This window comes from Pseudoalteromonas sp. SG44-1 (assembly GCF_014164315.1).
In the GTDB taxonomy this organism is placed as follows: Bacteria; Pseudomonadota; Gammaproteobacteria; order Enterobacterales; family Alteromonadaceae; genus Pseudoalteromonas; species Pseudoalteromonas rhizosphaerae.
Map to the genome: position 1 here is coordinate 1 of NZ_JACJEW010000038.1, position 16,707 is coordinate 16,707.

The following is a 16,707-nucleotide window of genomic DNA, read 5'->3' on the forward strand; positions in this document are numbered from 1 at the left end:
CGACGGCGAGATTATTTGGAAGGACTAGCCTATTTCGTACAGGTAGTAGTGCAAATCGATTGGAAAAATATGGATGTGAGTGATGTAATTGAAACTTAATAATTATTTTTGGGGATCCCTTAGGCTAAAACGCTAATTTAACGCGCTTAAACCTTTCCTATCGGTACTGATGGGAAGGTTTTCATTTATTACATATCACTCACTACTTTATGAATAATGGCTTGGCATTGAGCTACGTTCATAAATTTTGGTACTGGATAGTCCCAGTTAGCCTCTACAATTGCAGCATCAGCAAGCTTTGGTATATCAGCTACTTTTAGCTCTTTTAAATGATGAGGGATCGCTAGATCAATAAGTAACTGCTCTAAGGTGTTTAATAGTATTGCCGCTTTTTCTGCTGGTTTTTGGTGTGATTGTGTTAATTGGCAATGATCAGCAATAGCCGCCAGCTTTTTATCTATACTGGAACCATAAAATTTCAGCACATGCATCAATACCACACTATTTGCTAAACCGTGAGCTGTGCCGTATTGCGCGCCAAATTGATGCGCTATAGCATGCACATAACCTACAGATGTTCGGGTAAACGCTTGTCCTGCATAAAATGAAGCGAGTAACATATTTTCCCGCGCAACTAAGTCATTACCATTTTTATACGCTGTTAATAAATTTTGTAAAATAAGTTCGATTGCTCGCAATGACTTGTCATCACTAAAAGCAAGGCCATTAGTGCCTATGTATGCCTCAAGTGCATGCGTGAGTGCATCGATACCTGTAGCTGCGGTAATAAAATCAGGCACCGTTTGTGTTAGCTCAGCAATTAAAACTGCATCACTTGGTACAAGAGCAAAGTCAGTGGCGGCATATTTTGTTTGCATTTGCGGATCGTTTACCACCGCAGCAACGGTCGTTTCTGAGCCAGTACCTGCGGTTGTTGGAATGGCACATAACGGGGGCAGTTTTTTCAGTACTTTAAACAAGCCTTTTAACTGCTTAATTGATTTATTAGGTCTTACTGCACGTGCGCCAATTAATTTGGCACAGTCAATTACTGAGCCGCCACCAACGGCGATAATACTCTGGCATGTGTATTGCTGATAAAGTGCTAAACCACTTTCAACATTGCTAATCGTTGGATTAGCATCAACGTCACTAAACAGCTGCCAAGAGATTGCATGCTCATCCAGCAAAGCTAAAATGGGAGCAACAACGCCTAAATTATTTAACGTATTGTCAGTTACAACTAACACAGGTTTATTAGGATTAAGTAATGCAAGCCATTGCTTAAACCCGCTATAACCTTGATACAAACGCGGAGCAGGAATACCAATAAAAATAACAATACATTTTAAAATAAAATGATAGCAGCGATATAAAAAATACATAAAATCGGACTTTTGTTATTTTTAGGTTACCTGATAGTGCATCAATTTAAAGCAATTGCCAATAATAGGCAGCCCCTAATACAGAAGTATTTATAATGATAGTGAGCCAAAGTAACGCAATAAAAGTACGTTTTTGTGATTTATGTCTTAACCATTGCTGAGCGATCAGTGCTCCCGGCCAACCACAAATTAATGCTAAAATATGTAAACTACGTTCCGGCACTCTAATAGGCCGATCTGTTGACTCTATCGCCAAACGCTTATCCCATTTATAAACTAAAAACGTAATACTGCTCATAGTACAGTAAACACTGGCAACCAAATATGGCCAATAATCAAGCAGCCCACCAATCACTAATACAACTAGAAAACTAACAGAAAAAAGCAATAATGTTTTTTTAATCAACGGACTCTCGCCTATACTACAATTTGAAAAACTAATAATGATAGGCACAATTATGTCATACCTAAAAACACTTTTACTATCTTTTTGCTTTATCTACGCTGGTACTATTAGTGCACAAACGATTGACTTAGCACCAGAGCTTGAAGTATTTAAACCTTACCTCGGCACATGGCAAGCTGATTTCAATGTTGCCGATAATAAGCCAAAGATTCAGGATGTAGGTCGCTGGGAGCGAGCCCTCAATGGGAAAGCAATTCGTACCCTTCATTCCATTAATGAAGGTGAATATGGCGGCGAATCAATGATATTTTGGGATAGCAAAAAGCAGTCATTAGTTTTTTATTATTTCACCACCGCAGGGTTTTACACACAAGGCACCATGAAAGTATTGAGCCCTACGCAATTTGTAGCATACGAAACCGTAACAGGTTCAAAAGAAGGCATCACAAAAGTAAAATCAACCAGTAATTTTAAAGATGAGCAGTTTGTTGTCTCTACCTCTTATTTAAAAAAAGGCGAATGGACAAAACCTGAAAAACGTATTTACATTCGCAGTAACAAACAGGTTATTTTTAAATAGTAACGGCATAACAGTAATCGAGTGAATCAATTGGCTGGACTGATGACTTACCATATAAAAAGACATAACTAATTTAAAAGAGGTAGCCCGTTGAAATGCTTTTGCCGCTGTTTGGTTTTGTATTATTTTCTACAGCTAGATTAGAGTTGATCTAGTTTAGAATTGATAATGTAACTCAAACTAACCACGCCGAAGTGGCGTTGCTAGTTTGAGCGAACGGTTAAGTTATACCGATTTTATACAAAACCAATTTAATCGTATTGAAGGTATTATGTTTTCAATTTATTCAGTTCATCGTCTTGCTGTGCAACGAGCTGATTGAGCATTTGACTACCATCGCCGGCTTGAGTTGATAAATCAGCAAGTTGTGATGCGGCATCAGATATCCGCGTTAAATTACGATTAATTTCTTCGGTTACAGAGCTTTGCTCCTCAGCAGCCGTCGCTATTTGGGTGATCTGATTAGTGATCTCTTCCACTTTAATTACCACACTGTGCAAAGCATCAAAGGCAACGGTGGTTTCATCAACCGCGGTTTGTGCTCGCACAACCCCTTTTTCAATCACTGTTGAGGCATTACCCACTTCAAGCTGTAAGTTGTCAATTAAGCCACTAATGTCATCTGTTGACGCACGAGTTTTAGATGCCAGAGCACGTACTTCATCGGCTACGACAGCAAAGCCTCGCCCCTGTTCACCAGCGCGAGCTGCCTCAATCGCAGCATTAAGTGCGAGTAAATTAGTTTGCTCTGAAATAGTGCGGATCACATCTAAAATTTGTGTAATATCGTTACTACGCGCCGCCACCTTGGCTACGGCTTGATTGGCTTGCTTTATTTCTTCAGACATCGTTTTCACTTGTGATACCGCAGACGATAAACTCGCTTCGCTACTGACCACTAATGAATTGATTTCATCTGCCTGTTGCGCTGATTGCTCTGAAGCACGGGCAACTTCAAGGGCGGTGGCACTCATTTCATTCATTGCCGTTACTACACTTTCAATTTCTTGAAACTGAGCTTGCACATTTTGCTTAGTATCAACGGCTACATGTGCGGCAATTTGCGCCTGCTCTTTAGTCTGCCCTGATACATCTTTAAGTTGCGCAATTAAATCACGTAATTTTTCCAAAAATGCATTAAACCCAACAGCGAGCGCTATTAACTCAGCATGAGTGTCAACCGTTAACGTTTGTGTTAAATCCCCATCCGCGCTGGCTAAATTATCAACCCGTAGCTGAATTTGTTGCAGCGGTGCAACGATGCTTTTGACAACTAAAGTCATAATAATAAAGGCAGCGCCAGCAATCACTAAGCCTGATATTAAAATTAGCCCACCTAGTGTATTGGCATTTTCTTGCATACTCGCGCTGAGCTGCTGTGGCCCTTGCAGTGCAAGCTCTGCTGGTACTTCAACTAATAAAGTCCACTGGCGACCAGCAAGTTTAATATCTATTGGGTAATTGACTAAGTATTCATTTTCACCCTTTTGTACTCCAGAGCGTTCTTTCAAACTAGTATAATTTTTTAACACCGAGGCTGAGACGGCTTCTTTTAGCGGACGGCCAAGTTTGTCTTTGTTATGACTACTACCCACAATTAAATCCATCGAACTTAATAGGGTAACTCGCGCCTGACCATTATATAATTCTTTTGATAACTGCTCGGTCATGGTTTGAAAAACTGGCAGTGTAATATCAACACCACTGAGGCCAATAAACTTACCGTCGCGAAGTATTGGCACAGTCAAAGAAGTCATCATTTCAGAATTGCCGGGAGATATTTCGTACAGATAGGGTTCCATTATGCACGGCTTTTTAGTGTCTTTAGCACATAAGTACCATTCAGCTTCACGTTGGCCAAATTCGTTTAAGGTCGTAACGTATTTTTCTGCTGCATCTTCAACAACTTGCTGTTCAATCACACCTTCACGGCTGCGAGTGAAGTAAATCTCTAAGGTGCCTTGGCCTGCGACTGAATGATCATAGCCATTTTTATACTGTTGATCGTTACCATCAAAACCATTAGCTTCAAATTGCGAGTAGATTGAAGAAAGTATTGAATTACCTTCTATAATAGAGCTATTAAGCTGTACCACTGAATCACGCGTTAAAGCATCTTTAGCTGATTCATTACCAAGTATTGCTGCGAGTGAAAAAGGCACTCGATACGCTTCGTTGATAAATCCTGCGATTTTTTCACCGTACACAGCAGCATTGCTGGTGAGCTTTTCTTCTACCTCAGTAACTATCAATTTTTCAGCTTGTGCTGATAACACTTTATTGCTGCTTGATAATTGCCACCAAAGCACACTCGATAGCACTACAACGGTGATAAAAATACTACCTAAAGTAAGCCATAGTAACTTTTTCGCCAACGCTAATTGCCGCATTCCACTTATCCTTTAATTAAAACTACGTTTACATTCTAGTTCAATTATTCATAAGTTAATCTATTTTGTTGAAAAAAACATACTAACGCTGCGCTAATACTATTTAATTTTACCAGTAGCTAAAAAGTTTTCGCGATAACAAAACCAATTTAGACATCGAGTTGATCATTGCTGAACTATTTGTGTAAACGCTTGGCAATGACTTTGCACTCTATAAATAGTCTTAATATGGCAAAATAAAAATGGGGGATGTTGGTTGTCGGGTAGCACAAACTGAGGATTGAATATTAAGTACGAATTATCACAATAACGCGTCTTGGTTATAAATGGCGTTCTAAAAAGCTCATAATTATAAAAAACAGCCACAAAAAAGGCGTATTTAAAATAAAAAATGCGCCTTTTAAAATATAAATTATTCAAATTTACAATAAGTTAGATAACCGACAATTCAATTGCGATATTACCACGAGTAGCATTTGAATATGGGCAAACTTCGTGTGCTTTAGCCACTAACGCTTCTGCGGTGTCTTTATCTACATCACCTACAAAAACAGCTAATTTTACAGCGATACCGAAACCACCTTCGATTGGACCAATCGATACTTCTGAATCAATGCGGGTGTCAGCAGGTAACTTAACTTTAGCTTGGCCTGCAACTAATTTTAATGCGCCAATAAAACACGCTGCATAACCCGCTGCAAACAACTGCTCAGGGTTAGTACCTTGACCATCATCGCCACCTAACCCTTTTGGAGTTGAAAGTGCCACATCTAAACGGCCATCGTCTGATTTTGCAGACCCTTCACGGCCACCCGTTGCAGTTGCTTTAGCTGTGTACGCGACTTGTAGTAATTCTTTCATAATGTTTTCCTTATTTAAGGTTGGGACTAAATTTACTTTGCGTACAAAATAATAAAGTAGTTTATTGAGCATTGCAAATATTTTGCATGCAAATTAAAATGCAGTATCATCATTCGAGAGCTACTATGAAATATCCACAATTGAAATTAGATAATCAAATTTGTCATCGTCTGTATATGGCCTCCAATTCAGTGGTACGTGCCTATCGAGATGCACTAAACGAACTTGAGCTGACCTATCCACAGTATGTGGTGATGATGGCGCTCTGGGAAGAAGATGAGATCAGTATTGCACAGCTGCTGGAAAAAACCGCAATAGATGGCGGCGCCATGACACAAATTTTGAAAAAAATGACCGATAAAAGCTTATTAGCCGTGGTTAAAGATGAAACAGATAAACGTAAGCGAGTCGTAAAGTTACACAAACATGGCATACAGCTGCAACAACAAGCAGCGAACATCCCTGAGCAAATTCGTTGCTGTTTTCCATCTATTACACAGCAAGAAGCCACACAACTAATTACTTTACTTGATAAACTCAATACTGACTTAAGTTAATTATCAAAAATTTTGAGAGAGATTCGTGTATACATACCCCACTCTTTTTCTATTATAAAACTGCGTTATAGTGGGTGCAGCAAAACAATTTAACGGAGCAACTCATGAAAGCCATTGGATACCAAACAGCAACCAAAACACTTAGTAATCATTCTTTCGAAGCCATCGAGTTACCTATTCCAACAGCATCCGGTCACGATTTATTGGTCGAAGTAAAAGCAATTTCAGTTAATCCTGTCGATGCGAAGATCCGCGCAAATGTTAGCCCTGAACAAGGTCATAAAGTCATTGGTTGGGACGCTGTTGGGATCGTAAAAGCTGTTGGTGATAAGGTAAGTTTATTTAATCTGGGCGATCGGGTTTATTACGCCGGTGATTTAACGCGCTCAGGCAGTAATGCTGAATTTCAACTAGTTGATGAACGTATTGTTGGCCGTGCGCCTACTACCTTGAACAATGCCCAAGCTGCTGCGTTACCGCTAACCAGTATTACAGCCTGGGAATTACTGTTTGATCGTTTGCAAATATCACGTTCCAACAATGCAAAACCAGCTTCATTATTAGTTATTGGTGCCGCAGGCGGTGTTGGCTCAATTTTAGTGCAGTTGGCTAAACAGCTAACCAACTTAACGGTGATAGGCACAGCATCACGCGTAGATAGTGTTAGCTGGTTAAATGCGCTAGGTGTTGATCAAGTGCTTGATCACTCACAAAGCTTAGATACACAACGAACAGAGCATAATCTTGCCGAATTTGATTATGTCGTTAGCCTCACTCATACCGATCAACATCTTGATGAAATTATTAAAGTGATCAAACCACAAGGTAAATTAGCTTTAATAGACGACCCAGCAAGTTTTGATATTTTAAAACTCAAGCGCAAAAGTATCTCGCTACATTGGGAGTTTATGTATACTCGTTCAATGTTCCAAACTGACGATATGATAGCGCAACATCAGTTACTTACTGAATTAGCAGAGCTAGTTGATAACGGCATCATTAAAACTACCTTAGGCCAACATTTAGGAAAAATTAATATAGAAAACCTGCTCAAAGCGCACGCAATATTAGAATCTCATCAATCTCGCGGTAAGCTGGTACTTGAAGGGTTTTAAACTTACTTAATATTATTGCGCGCTCATCTGAACGCGCAAATAATTCCCCTTCTGCTCCAGCAAAGTGCAAAGCCATCATTATTTTTCACTACATTAGTGCTTATACTCAATCATACAACAACGAAAAAACCTTAAGCTATTGATTTGTTTTAACTAAAAATAATTATTAAGACTGGCACAGATCTTCCTTACAAAAGAGTAACTCACTAATCTGAGTTTTACCTTCATTTACCTCGTCTACAGGGAGCGAGCTATGACTAATATTTATCATATGTTGTATTTACTATGGCGCTTAGATATAAGCATTTGGCATATTCACCATGCTAATGATCCACATACCACCGCAGAAAAGGAGCGTGAATATGTTAAGTAACTACCCGCACTTAGATGAAGCGCTTAAAAAGTTGTCGGTGCATCAATTAACAATTAGCCAAGCCTCTGAGCACTATGATTTGCCCAAACGAGTTATCTATAAAGCACTGCGTCAACAACAAGCAAAAATAGCACAGCAAAAAAGCTACCTACTCGCAGCACAAAAACGTTTGCAACAAAACTTGCAGAGCGTAGAGCTAGAATTAGCTAATTTTAATTAACCTACTACTGATTATTTTCTGTATAGTTTAAATACACTAAAATTAGTAAAATTGCAGGATAACTATGACAGCTGTAGAAGTTAATTTTGATGGCCTTGTAGGCCCGACTCATAACTACGCGGGATTATCATACGGTAACGTAGCATCATTAAATAATGCGGCAAGTTACTCCAATCCAAAAGAGGCGGTACTGCAAGGCTTAGCGAAAATGAAAGCTATGCATGACTTGGGACTAACTCAAGGGGTATTTGCCCCACATGCCCGCCCTGATATAAATGTATTGCGTCGTTTAGGATTTACAGGCACTGCAGAACAAGTGATCAGTAAAGCGTTTAAAGCTGATCCTGTTTTAGTTCGCGCATGTTATTCAGCATCATCAATGTGGACTGCCAATGCCGGCACTGTATCACCATCAGCCGACACACTTGATGGCAAAGTTCACTTTACTGCTGCTAATTTGAATAACAAATTTCATCGCTCCCTTGAGCCTCAAACAACAACACGATTACTTAAAGCCATGTTTAATAACGAAGGCTACTTTAGTCATCATACCCATTTGCCAGATCAAGGTTTTTTTGGTGATGAGGGCGCGGCTAACCATACTCGCTTAGGCGACGAGCATGGTGTTCAAGGTTTGGAGCTGTTTGTATATGGTGCCAGCGCATTTAACAGCGCACTGCCTAAGCCAGTTAAATTTCCTGCAAGGCAGACACTTGAAGCATCACAAGCAATATGCCGACTACATCAGCTAAAACCATCTAGCCAATTAATGATTCAACAAAACCCTGAGGTGATTGATCAAGGGGTGTTCCATAATGACGTAATCGCGGTGGGTAACGCCAATGTATTACTCTGTCACGAGCAAGCTTTCTTAAATCAGCCTCTCGCCCTACAACAAATAAAAGATGCATATATTGGCGACAAAACACTGCATATTATTGAGGTGCCAACAGCCAAAGTAAGCGTGCAAGATGCTGTAACTAGCTATTTATTTAATAGCCAACTGGTTAGTTTAAACAATGGCAAAATGTTACTAGTTGCTCCACAAGAATGTAAAAACAATCAGGCAGTTAACAGTTATATTGAAGAAATGATCCTTGCAGACAATCCAATTGATCAAGTGCAATTTTTTGATTTAAAACAAAGCATGCAAAATGGTGGTGGCCCTGCTTGCTTACGTTTACGTGTAGCGCTAAATCAGCAAGAACTCGCGGCAGTCAATCCTGCGGTTATTTTAAACGATAGTAAGTACCAACAACTATGTGATTGGGCAAATAAGCACTATCGTGACAAACTTAGTAATGATGATTTTGCAGATCCAAACTTGTTACGTGAAAGCTGGCAAGCGCTGGATGAATTAACTCAACATCTGCACCTAGGCTCTGTGTATCCATTTCAATTAGAAGGATAAACCATGCAAGATACAAGCGTTGTAGATACGCAAATACATAAAATCAGTTCACTAGCGGGATATCAGCAATCGCTAAATCATTTACTGGTTGATAGCGTTAACAATGGTGCATCGATTGGTTTTATAGCGCCATTGACGCGCGCACAAGCAGATCACTACTGGCACAGTATTGAATGCGATTTATTAAATGATAGCCGCGAATTATTTGTTATCACCGAAGGATCTGAGGTAATTGGTGCAGTGCAATTATCGCTGTGTCAAAAAGCTAATGGCGCTCACCGCGGTGAGGTTGAAAAGCTAATGGTACATAGCCAATACCAAGGCCAAGGATTTGCAAAACAACTTATGCATACCCTTGAAAAAAGTGCGCTGCAGCAACAATTAAAGCTACTGGTACTGGATACCCGCTTAGGCGATATTGCCTCACTTTTATATGAAAAATTAGGCTATATAGAAGCCGGTGAAATACCACAGTTTGCCCTTAGTTCATCGGGCGAATTACAAAGTACTGTGCTGTTTTATAAATTACTTAAGTGAGTTAAATTCGTCAATCGCTTACAACCTTATAATGTTATCAGCAGTCACTTCGTTTTTGTAACCTACCATAAAGGCATTTACTATAACGTTTAAATCGCTGCTGATACGTTGACAGAACAGATAAAATGGGATCAAGTAGACGAACTTATCAGCATGTTTTCAATGAGCACAAAAAGAAAACGCCAGTCAATATTAATTAACTGGCGTTAAGCTGACAGATTGCTATTTAATATATTAAATCACTATCTGTTATTTATACATCCTTGTTAACGGTTATTGCCGATGCCATCGACTCCGATATATGTAACGTACGCTGCGGAAATGGAATTGTCAGTCCTGCTTGCTCAATAGACTCTTTTACGCGTTTATTAAGATCCCAGACTGTTTGCCAATAATCACCGTTAACTGTCCACGCACGTAATTGAATATTCACTGAGCTTTCAGCTATCGATGTCACCATCACCTTAGGTGCTGGATCCGCTAATAATCGGCTTTCTGATGCGGCTATTTCTTTAAGTACATTTAAGCCATCATCTATTGAGTCAGCAAACGAAATACCTACTACAATATCCATGCGTCTTTTACCATTGCGAGTGAAGTTTTTAATATTGCCACCCCACACTTTGCCATTTGGCGAAGCGATATACAGGCCATCATTGGTTTTAAAAATAGTTGTAAAGAGGTTAATTTCACTCACAGTACCCGTTGTGCCACTGGCATCAACAAAGTCACCAACTTTAAATGGCCTAAGTATTAATAACATAATACCTGCGGCAATATTACTGAGGGTATTCTTTAGCGCAAGGCCAATCGCAAGGCCAGCGGCCCCCATAAGTGCAATTAAACTGGCTGTATTAACACCAAAAATATCTAAAATAAACAACCCTGCAATGATATACACCAAGTAGCCCAGCACACTCGATAAAATTGGTAGTAAGGTTTTATCCATTTTCTTAAGAGGCGACTTAGAGTTTTGGATCGCTCTTTTAACAGAGCGCGCAATTAGAGCACCAGCTATAACAATAGCCAACGCTAGAATCAGTTTATAACCTAGAGTCATTATGGTTTCTGAATGATTTTGCCAAAACACTAATAACTTATCTTTCACTGTTTATTTCCACTAAGTAATTGCTGCAATTGAGCAAGGTTTAACATAGCTTACACAAGGTTAAAACCACATTGTTATAAGCCAATAAGTGTGAGCTGCTATAACCATTTGCGATTTGTAGCCTGCTAAAAAATAAGCTGGCCTCAAAGCGAAACCGCGCGATTATATAGCATAATAAATATAAACCTAACTTTTTATTTTAATCTTTAAAAACAATTAAAAATCATATAGTTAAAGCAAGCCAGCAAGTTGGTGTAATAAGCATTCAATGGAGGTTAATCCTTCACTGTTACCATCACTACTAAGAGTATCAAACCTAGTCTCAGATTTAATCGAGGAGTAAGTCATGAGTAAAGAGAAAGTTGTACTTATTACAGGCGCTTCCAGTGGTATTGGTGAAGCAACAGCAAAAACCTTAGTCGCAAACGGTCATAAAGTAATTTTGACCGCTCGCAGTGAAGACAAACTTAATGCGCTGGTTGAAGAGTTAGGGGCTGATAACGCATTAGCCGTTTGCGCAGATGCCACTGATTTTTCATCGCTTGAAAACGTAGTTAATGCAGGTGTAAAATACTTTGGCCGCCTTGATGTTGCATTTGCCAATGCCGGTATGGGTGTTCAAACGCCAGGTGTTGAAGAGGGCGATCCTGAGCAATGGCAAACAATGATTGATATTAATATCAACGCACTGCTTTACACCGCAAAACTCACTCTGCCACACCTAAGAAAAACCACAGGACACTTTATTTTAACCAGCTCCGCCGCAGGACGGATTGCCCTTAAAGGCTCTGTTTATGGCGCAACAAAATGGTTTGCTTACGGTTTTGGGCAAAACTTAGCTGAAGAAATGAAGCCATGGCAAGGACGCTGCACCACTATTGCCCCAGGCATGGTCAATACGCCTTTTTTTGATGAAGCAAAACCCGACAAACTCGACCCAAATGACGTAGCCGAGGCGGTACTATTTGCTATAGAGGCAAACCCACGTTGCAATGTACGAGAGTTATTTTTGATGCCGAGTAATTAACGGACTCGACAGTAATAAATGCCCTTAACAGGGCATTTAATTTGATCCAAGCAGTAAATTAATTACTGCAACTTAAACGCGCCTGTTTTAATCGGTTAATTGATGCGATAACTTGCGACTCACTTAACGCATCTTTATTTTGCAGAGCATCAACAATTAAGCTGTACTGGTTTTTATACCTAAGTGGATTCATCTAGGCTGATTGCCGATAGTGATCAACAGCAAAACTAAATAAAACTTTGATCATAAAAAATAGACTCACCATCAAAAACCACGTTGGCAGCGATAAGTAAATCAACAAAAAGATGCCATAACACATTAAGTTTGCAGCAATAAAACCCTGTATTGATTTACCATGTAACGCATTAACAACAGATGCTGCCACTATCGTATATGCCCACATAAGCAGTGCAGTATCTAGTGGCTGTGAAAGTAACCACGCAATCACTATTATATGAACGTGAATGGCAATAAAAATCAGCCTATTTTTAGGACGCTTTGTGTAAAACTCATTGGTACCAAGAGTGAAATTAGCAATACATCCTGCTAATACGTCAGCAATTAATATAAAAGCTAAGATTGCTCGCCAATTATCGAGTTCAATCTCCGCAACCGAATAAATAACCCAACTGCCGACTAAAGCAAACAAAATAGTACCGGTGATCTCTAAAATCGATTGTTTTTCGCCAAACACTTCATGCAAAAATTCAGGGGTTTTAAAATACTTCATTGTTAAACATTTCCTTATTTAAATTAAATTTTTGAACAACGACTTTCCATGTTTTTAACTATGCAAGTAGGTGACAAGATAAGCACCACTAGCAGCCAACGAAATAACATTATCTATATAGACACGCCATTAATTAAAAAAACACCGTAAAGGTAGCTGGATATGCTCAGGGATCTGATCAGAGATCACATACTTTTTTGCATCAACTGTGACTTCAAATAAAAGATACTCTGAATTTCTGCCAATATAACGCTCACCTATATTTGGCGTTATCTTATATATATTTCCGGTAAGAGTAAGCTGACTAGAGGCTGATATCTTTTCAAACCCGCCGTAAGGGCTGAGATGACCCTCTACGTTGTGATCTTTTAAGTAGTCGTTTCGAGGATGGCCAACCCATATAGGTTCGACACGAATTTCACTACTTTGAAATAATTTATTTGCTTGATAATGAATGGGCTCAAAGCACTGCTTCTCTATTTTAATATCACTGCAACCACTGATAGATATCACAGCAAGTATTGTAATATACTCAATGTATTGCATATCAACGTATTCCTTTACATACACTTGGATCTAGCTATTGGCAGCACTGCAATGCTAGCATTTTTATAACCCACATTTGGGTAAGTTATTTGCTTGAGTAACGAAAGTATTTTTATGTAGCAATAAGTCTAGCATTGATGAATTAATAATCTAATAAATACAACGAGTCTCTCGGTATAGCATTTGATTATTCTCTGTATAGCCACTTTTTATTATACGAGTCTAGATGCTACTATCTGATAACTATAGACATTAAAACAACCATTACAGGGCTTAAAAATGGTATTGCGTTCTCTTAAATCTCTGCTTTTTATTCCATCACTGATCGCTACTATTTTTATTCTACAAGCTTGCTCCGAGCCATCCCAAAATACCATTGCTGATGTAACTGGCGGCAAAATTCAAGGTACTGATTCGGGTAAAGTGATTTCTTTTAAAGGGATCCCTTTTGCTGCTCCGCCGATAAATGATAAGCGCTGGCGCGCACCGCAACCAGTAACTCACTGGCAAGGTGTAAAAAGTACTACCGAATTCGCAGCAGATTGCATGCAAAAACCATTTGCAGGCGATGCTGCACCACTGGGAACCCCACCAGCTGAAGATTGTTTATACTTGAATGTGTTTAAGCCTGCAAAACAGAGTAAACAGCCTTACCCAGTAGTGGTGTGGATTTATGGGGGTGGCTTTGTCAATGGCGGTTCATCTCCTGGTGTGTATTCCGGTGAAAGTTTTGCAAAGCAAGGTGTGGTGTTTGTCAGCTTTAATTATCGACTTGGCCGGTTTGGTTTTTTTGCTCATCCAGCACTGAGTAGCTTTGAAAATGATGCTCTTGGCAATTATGCCTTCATGGATCAAATTGCAGCATTAAACTGGGTCAAAAGTAACATCAGCCAATTTGGTGGTGATCCTCAGCAAGTCACACTGATGGGCGAATCTGCGGGCGGTAAGTCGGTGCATGCAATGATGCAAACCTCTGCTGCACAAGGATTATTCAATAAAGCTATTATAATGTCTGGTGGTGGCAGAGAGCTTTTTAATCAACTGCCACTAACCAGTGATAATAAAAATATCCTATCAGCTGAGCAAGTGGGAGTTAACTTTGCAGCTCAGCACGGTATAACAGGCGATAATAAAGCAGCATTAAACGCACTGCGTGCGCTAACCGCCGAGCAGCTTGTTGATGGCCTTAACTTAGCAAATATGACCCCTTCCCCAGAAGCGCCCACCTATGTTGGCGGGCCCATTTTAGACGGTATATTAGTTAGTTCATCGACCGAAGAAGCATTCAACGAAGGTAACTTTAGCCATGTTCCCACTATGGTTGGCACCACAGATAAAGATATTGGCTTTGCAATTTACAGCACAAAGGAAGCATTATTTAAAAGTTTTGGCTCACGCGCTGAGCAAGCCCAACAAGCTTATGACAGTAAAGGCAACACAGATCTCGCAATACTTAATTATGAAACTGGTCAAGACCTCTTAATGCAAGAACCTGCTCGTTTTGTTGCTCAACAAGTGAGTAAATTTTCACAGCCCGCGTTTATTTACCGATTTGGCTATGTAGCACAAACAGTTACTGCACAAGGCGCAGCGCACGCGACTGAAATACCTTACTTTTTCAATACAGTAACAACTAAGTATGGCCATATTACCACCGAGCAAGACAAACAAACGGCTAAAACAATGCATCGTTACGTTACTAATTTTATTAAATACGGCACACCCAATGGGCCGGGGTTATCTGCTTGGCGCGCATTTAAAGAAGATGAGCGCTATATCCTACAACTGAATAAACAAGGTACTGCGACTTTTTCACCAGATCCTCTTGAAGCTCGTCTTGATGTAACACAAGCTAAAGCCTCAATAAAATAGTGTTGAAGTAACTCAGCTTGCTATTAAGTCATTTAGGTGAATATCTAAGACATTATTTTAAATAGCAGCTCTCTTACTGTGGCAGGTTCAAATGGCTTGTCACATATGGCATCTACACCAGCTTGAGCAATATTAGCTAAATGAGTGTCGTTTGCCTCAGAACTCACCATCAAAATAGGAATATGCGAGTAAGCATTCGAGCTTCTTACGGTCTCCGTTAGCTCTTTGCCATCCATTTCTGGCATATTGTAATCAGTAACAATTAAATCAAATGATTGACTATTAAGGTGTTCAATCGCCTGTTTGCCATTTTCGGCTTCTACAGGCGTCGGTATTCCCATTCCAGCCAAGACCCTAATAATATGCTTACGAGCAAAACGACTGTCATCAACCACAAGTACACGCAATAGCGTTACATCAAAATGCTCTAACTCAACTTCTTCTTCAGTGATGATATCTAAGGTTGCCTTTAACGCACGCGTAATTGCCTCAGCGCTAAATGGCTTTGGTAAAATAGCTAATACCCCTGACTGCCTTAACTGTTCAAGATAGGTTTTATTGCGCTCTGTTGATACCAGCATAAAAGCTTGATGCTCAATACCAGGGGTTACTCTGATTTTTTGCAATAAAGAGTCAGCGCTACCGTCAGAAAAATACATGCTGCTAATAACCAAATCCGGCTGATAATTCTCCAGCATTGTTAACGTTTGCGCTTGAGAAGTAGCAGTTTCAATTTGTGACACACCGCATTGAGTAAGTGACTTTATAATAAGCTTTTGCTGAACATCTGAAGGCTCTACTAATAATATTGATAAATTGGCTATTGCTGTTAAATCTTTCATTTAAATCTCTTCAGTGTTGCTATGTTTAGTTACGTTGAATATAGTCTAATGCAGTCATTTTATGATAACTCACATTACTATACATAACATGCGCAGGTTCTGGATCAACGATTTCGATTGGGATATCGTAATTGCGTGCCACTTCTAGCGCCATTTGGGTAATATTAACGCTAAACGAAGTGCCAATAAAAACGATTTTATCGGCATCAAGCATCCGCTGTTGTGCTTCGCTAATACGATAAAGTTCAGTGTAGTATTCATCAAATAACAACACAAAAGGCTTTAAAGATTGATCCACCACTGGCTGCTGGTTTTCAATGTTAAACAGCTCAAGCAGTGACTCATGTAAGCGGCTTTCGTCTACATTATCCCACGGTGTCGTATGCGCTTTCACATCATCGCCTTGATGATGAAACAAAGTCATTTGATCAAGCCGGCCATGAATGGCGATATAGTTTTTATTGCCTGCTTTGCCATCTAGCCCGTCAATATTTTGTGTGATCAGGTTTTTATCGCTCAACCACTGATGAACTTCGTTAGGACCGTGGTTGCGATAAGTAGCAAAGCGATGATAATACCAAGCTAAAAACTCCCGTGGGTTGTTTTCATACATAGCACGCGTAGCCATTTCCATTGGCGTATAGTTTTTACTGCCAATAGTCCAAAACCCATCTTCACCTCGAAAGGTAGGAATGCCGCTGGCGGCACTCACACCGGCTCCGGTTATATATAATGTATTCATAGCGT

Annotated in this window: 18 protein-coding genes; 8 read left to right on the forward strand and 10 right to left on the reverse strand. The window is 39.7% G+C overall.

Translation table 11 applies throughout. From position 1 onward, the window contains the following. Positions 1-188: 188 nt before the first annotated feature. Positions 189-1,385, reverse strand: coding sequence for an iron-containing alcohol dehydrogenase (locus H5187_RS16395; protein ID WP_182798047.1), 1,197 nt, complete (start codon positions 1,383-1,385; stop codon positions 189-191). Positions 1,386-1,431: 46 nt separating this feature from the next. Continuing rightward, the gene (locus tag H5187_RS16400) at positions 1,432-1,791 is read right to left on the reverse strand and encodes a DUF1294 domain-containing protein (RefSeq protein ID WP_182740463.1); all 360 of its coding nucleotides are present in this window, start codon (positions 1,789-1,791) and stop codon (positions 1,432-1,434) included. A 52-nt stretch (positions 1,792-1,843) separates the two neighbouring features. On the opposite strand from H5187_RS16400, the gene H5187_RS16405 reads away from it, so the two are divergent. Next, on the forward strand, positions 1,844-2,371 hold the full coding sequence (locus H5187_RS16405; RefSeq protein ID WP_182768099.1) for a hypothetical protein: 528 nt from the start codon (positions 1,844-1,846) through the stop codon (positions 2,369-2,371). Positions 2,372-2,640: 269 nt separating this feature from the next. Here the strand turns inward: H5187_RS16405 and H5187_RS16410 are convergent, their stop codons facing one another. Beyond that, entirely contained in the window at positions 2,641-4,761 is a 2,121-nt protein-coding gene (locus H5187_RS16410) for a methyl-accepting chemotaxis protein (RefSeq protein WP_182719059.1), read from the reverse strand. Between the two features lie 432 nt (positions 4,762-5,193). Next, entirely contained in the window at positions 5,194-5,622 is a 429-nt protein-coding gene (locus tag H5187_RS16415; protein WP_182719060.1) for an organic hydroperoxide resistance protein, read from the reverse strand. A 125-nt stretch (positions 5,623-5,747) separates the two neighbouring features. Here H5187_RS16415 and H5187_RS16420 point away from each other — a divergent pair, with 125 nt between their 5' ends. The 5 genes from H5187_RS16420 (at position 5,748) to H5187_RS16440 (ending at position 9,835) form a co-directional block, all read left to right on the forward strand. Further along, positions 5,748-6,179 carry a MarR family winged helix-turn-helix transcriptional regulator gene (locus H5187_RS16420; protein WP_182798048.1) on the forward strand — a complete coding sequence of 144 codons (432 nt, stop codon included), beginning with the start codon at positions 5,748-5,750 and terminating at the stop codon, positions 6,177-6,179. A gap of 104 nt (positions 6,180-6,283) precedes the next feature. Next, positions 6,284-7,294 carry a zinc-binding alcohol dehydrogenase family protein gene (locus tag H5187_RS16425; protein ID WP_182798049.1) on the forward strand — a complete coding sequence of 337 codons (1,011 nt, stop codon included), beginning with the start codon at positions 6,284-6,286 and terminating at the stop codon, positions 7,292-7,294. Positions 7,295-7,656: 362 nt separating this feature from the next. Beyond that, entirely contained in the window at positions 7,657-7,887 is a 231-nt protein-coding gene (locus H5187_RS16430) for a helix-turn-helix domain-containing protein (protein ID WP_182719062.1), read from the forward strand. Between the two features lie 64 nt (positions 7,888-7,951). Next, positions 7,952-9,298 (forward strand): N-succinylarginine dihydrolase, encoded by a 1,347-nt coding sequence (gene astB, locus H5187_RS16435; protein WP_149981885.1) that lies wholly within the window; start codon positions 7,952-7,954, stop codon positions 9,296-9,298. A gap of 3 nt (positions 9,299-9,301) precedes the next feature. After that, positions 9,302-9,835: a GNAT family N-acetyltransferase gene (locus H5187_RS16440; RefSeq protein ID WP_182732116.1), complete on the forward strand. Its 534-nt coding sequence runs from the start codon at positions 9,302-9,304 to the stop codon at positions 9,833-9,835. 253 nt (positions 9,836-10,088) lie between these two features. Here H5187_RS16440 and H5187_RS16445 read toward each other — a convergent pair whose 3' ends face one another. Continuing rightward, on the reverse strand, positions 10,089-10,943 hold the full coding sequence (locus H5187_RS16445) for a mechanosensitive ion channel family protein (protein WP_145242032.1): 855 nt from the start codon (positions 10,941-10,943) through the stop codon (positions 10,089-10,091). A gap of 346 nt (positions 10,944-11,289) precedes the next feature. On the opposite strand from H5187_RS16445, the gene H5187_RS16450 reads away from it, so the two are divergent. Continuing rightward, positions 11,290-11,970 (forward strand): SDR family oxidoreductase, encoded by a 681-nt coding sequence (locus tag H5187_RS16450; RefSeq protein ID WP_182798050.1) that lies wholly within the window; start codon positions 11,290-11,292, stop codon positions 11,968-11,970. A 58-nt stretch (positions 11,971-12,028) separates the two neighbouring features. Here the strand turns inward: H5187_RS16450 and H5187_RS24655 are convergent, their stop codons facing one another. The 3 genes from H5187_RS24655 to H5187_RS16460 form a co-directional block, all read right to left on the reverse strand. Beyond that, complete coding sequence (locus H5187_RS24655; RefSeq protein WP_259401734.1) at positions 12,029-12,163, reverse strand: hypothetical protein; 135 nt, start codon at positions 12,161-12,163, stop codon at positions 12,029-12,031. Next, complete coding sequence (locus tag H5187_RS16455) at positions 12,164-12,700, reverse strand: hypothetical protein (protein WP_182798051.1); 537 nt, start codon at positions 12,698-12,700, stop codon at positions 12,164-12,166. Between the two features lie 129 nt (positions 12,701-12,829). Continuing rightward, positions 12,830-13,246 carry a hypothetical protein gene (locus tag H5187_RS16460; protein ID WP_182740471.1) on the reverse strand — a complete coding sequence of 139 codons (417 nt, stop codon included), beginning with the start codon at positions 13,244-13,246 and terminating at the stop codon, positions 12,830-12,832. A gap of 279 nt (positions 13,247-13,525) precedes the next feature. On the opposite strand from H5187_RS16460, the gene H5187_RS16465 reads away from it, so the two are divergent. Further along, positions 13,526-15,118 carry a carboxylesterase/lipase family protein gene (locus H5187_RS16465; protein ID WP_182798052.1) on the forward strand — a complete coding sequence of 531 codons (1,593 nt, stop codon included), beginning with the start codon at positions 13,526-13,528 and terminating at the stop codon, positions 15,116-15,118. Between the two features lie 44 nt (positions 15,119-15,162). Here H5187_RS16465 and H5187_RS16470 read toward each other — a convergent pair whose 3' ends face one another. After that, a complete protein-coding gene (locus H5187_RS16470; protein ID WP_182798053.1) occupies positions 15,163-15,960 on the reverse strand; it encodes a response regulator in 798 nt (265 codons plus the stop codon). Positions 15,961-15,985: 25 nt separating this feature from the next. Further along, positions 15,986-16,702, reverse strand: coding sequence for a Sir2 family NAD-dependent protein deacetylase (locus H5187_RS16475; RefSeq protein ID WP_149981893.1), 717 nt, complete (start codon positions 16,700-16,702; stop codon positions 15,986-15,988). Positions 16,703-16,707 lie beyond the last annotated feature (5 nt).

What these genes read in the sequence shown, in the direction of transcription:
- H5187_RS16405 (WP_182768099.1), top strand. Translation starts at nt 1,844, where the DNA reads ATGTCATACCTAAAAACACTTTTACTATCTTTTTGCTTTATCTACGCT.
- H5187_RS16415 (WP_182719060.1), bottom strand. Translation starts at nt 5,622, where the DNA reads ATGAAAGAATTACTACAAGTCGCGTACACAGCTAAAGCAACTGCAACG.
- H5187_RS16460 (WP_182740471.1), bottom strand. Translation starts at nt 13,246, where the DNA reads ATGCAATACATTGAGTATATTACAATACTTGCTGTGATATCTATCAGT.
- H5187_RS16430 (WP_182719062.1), top strand. Translation starts at nt 7,657, where the DNA reads ATGTTAAGTAACTACCCGCACTTAGATGAAGCGCTTAAAAAGTTGTCG.
- H5187_RS16470 (WP_182798053.1), bottom strand. Translation starts at nt 15,960, where the DNA reads ATGAAAGATTTAACAGCAATAGCCAATTTATCAATATTATTAGTAGAG.
- H5187_RS16425 (WP_182798049.1), top strand. Translation starts at nt 6,284, where the DNA reads ATGAAAGCCATTGGATACCAAACAGCAACCAAAACACTTAGTAATCAT.
- H5187_RS16440 (WP_182732116.1), top strand. Translation starts at nt 9,302, where the DNA reads ATGCAAGATACAAGCGTTGTAGATACGCAAATACATAAAATCAGTTCA.
- H5187_RS16420 (WP_182798048.1), top strand. Translation starts at nt 5,748, where the DNA reads ATGAAATATCCACAATTGAAATTAGATAATCAAATTTGTCATCGTCTG.
- H5187_RS24655 (WP_259401734.1), bottom strand. Translation starts at nt 12,163, where the DNA reads ATGAATCCACTTAGGTATAAAAACCAGTACAGCTTAATTGTTGATGCT.
- H5187_RS16475 (WP_149981893.1), bottom strand. Translation starts at nt 16,702, where the DNA reads ATGAATACATTATATATAACCGGAGCCGGTGTGAGTGCCGCCAGCGGC.
- H5187_RS16465 (WP_182798052.1), top strand. Translation starts at nt 13,526, where the DNA reads ATGGTATTGCGTTCTCTTAAATCTCTGCTTTTTATTCCATCACTGATC.
- H5187_RS16450 (WP_182798050.1), top strand. Translation starts at nt 11,290, where the DNA reads ATGAGTAAAGAGAAAGTTGTACTTATTACAGGCGCTTCCAGTGGTATT.
- H5187_RS16395 (WP_182798047.1), bottom strand. Translation starts at nt 1,385, where the DNA reads ATGTATTTTTTATATCGCTGCTATCATTTTATTTTAAAATGTATTGTT.
- astB (WP_149981885.1), top strand. Translation starts at nt 7,952, where the DNA reads ATGACAGCTGTAGAAGTTAATTTTGATGGCCTTGTAGGCCCGACTCAT.
- H5187_RS16410 (WP_182719059.1), bottom strand. Translation starts at nt 4,761, where the DNA reads ATGCGGCAATTAGCGTTGGCGAAAAAGTTACTATGGCTTACTTTAGGT.
- H5187_RS16455 (WP_182798051.1), bottom strand. Translation starts at nt 12,700, where the DNA reads ATGAAGTATTTTAAAACCCCTGAATTTTTGCATGAAGTGTTTGGCGAA.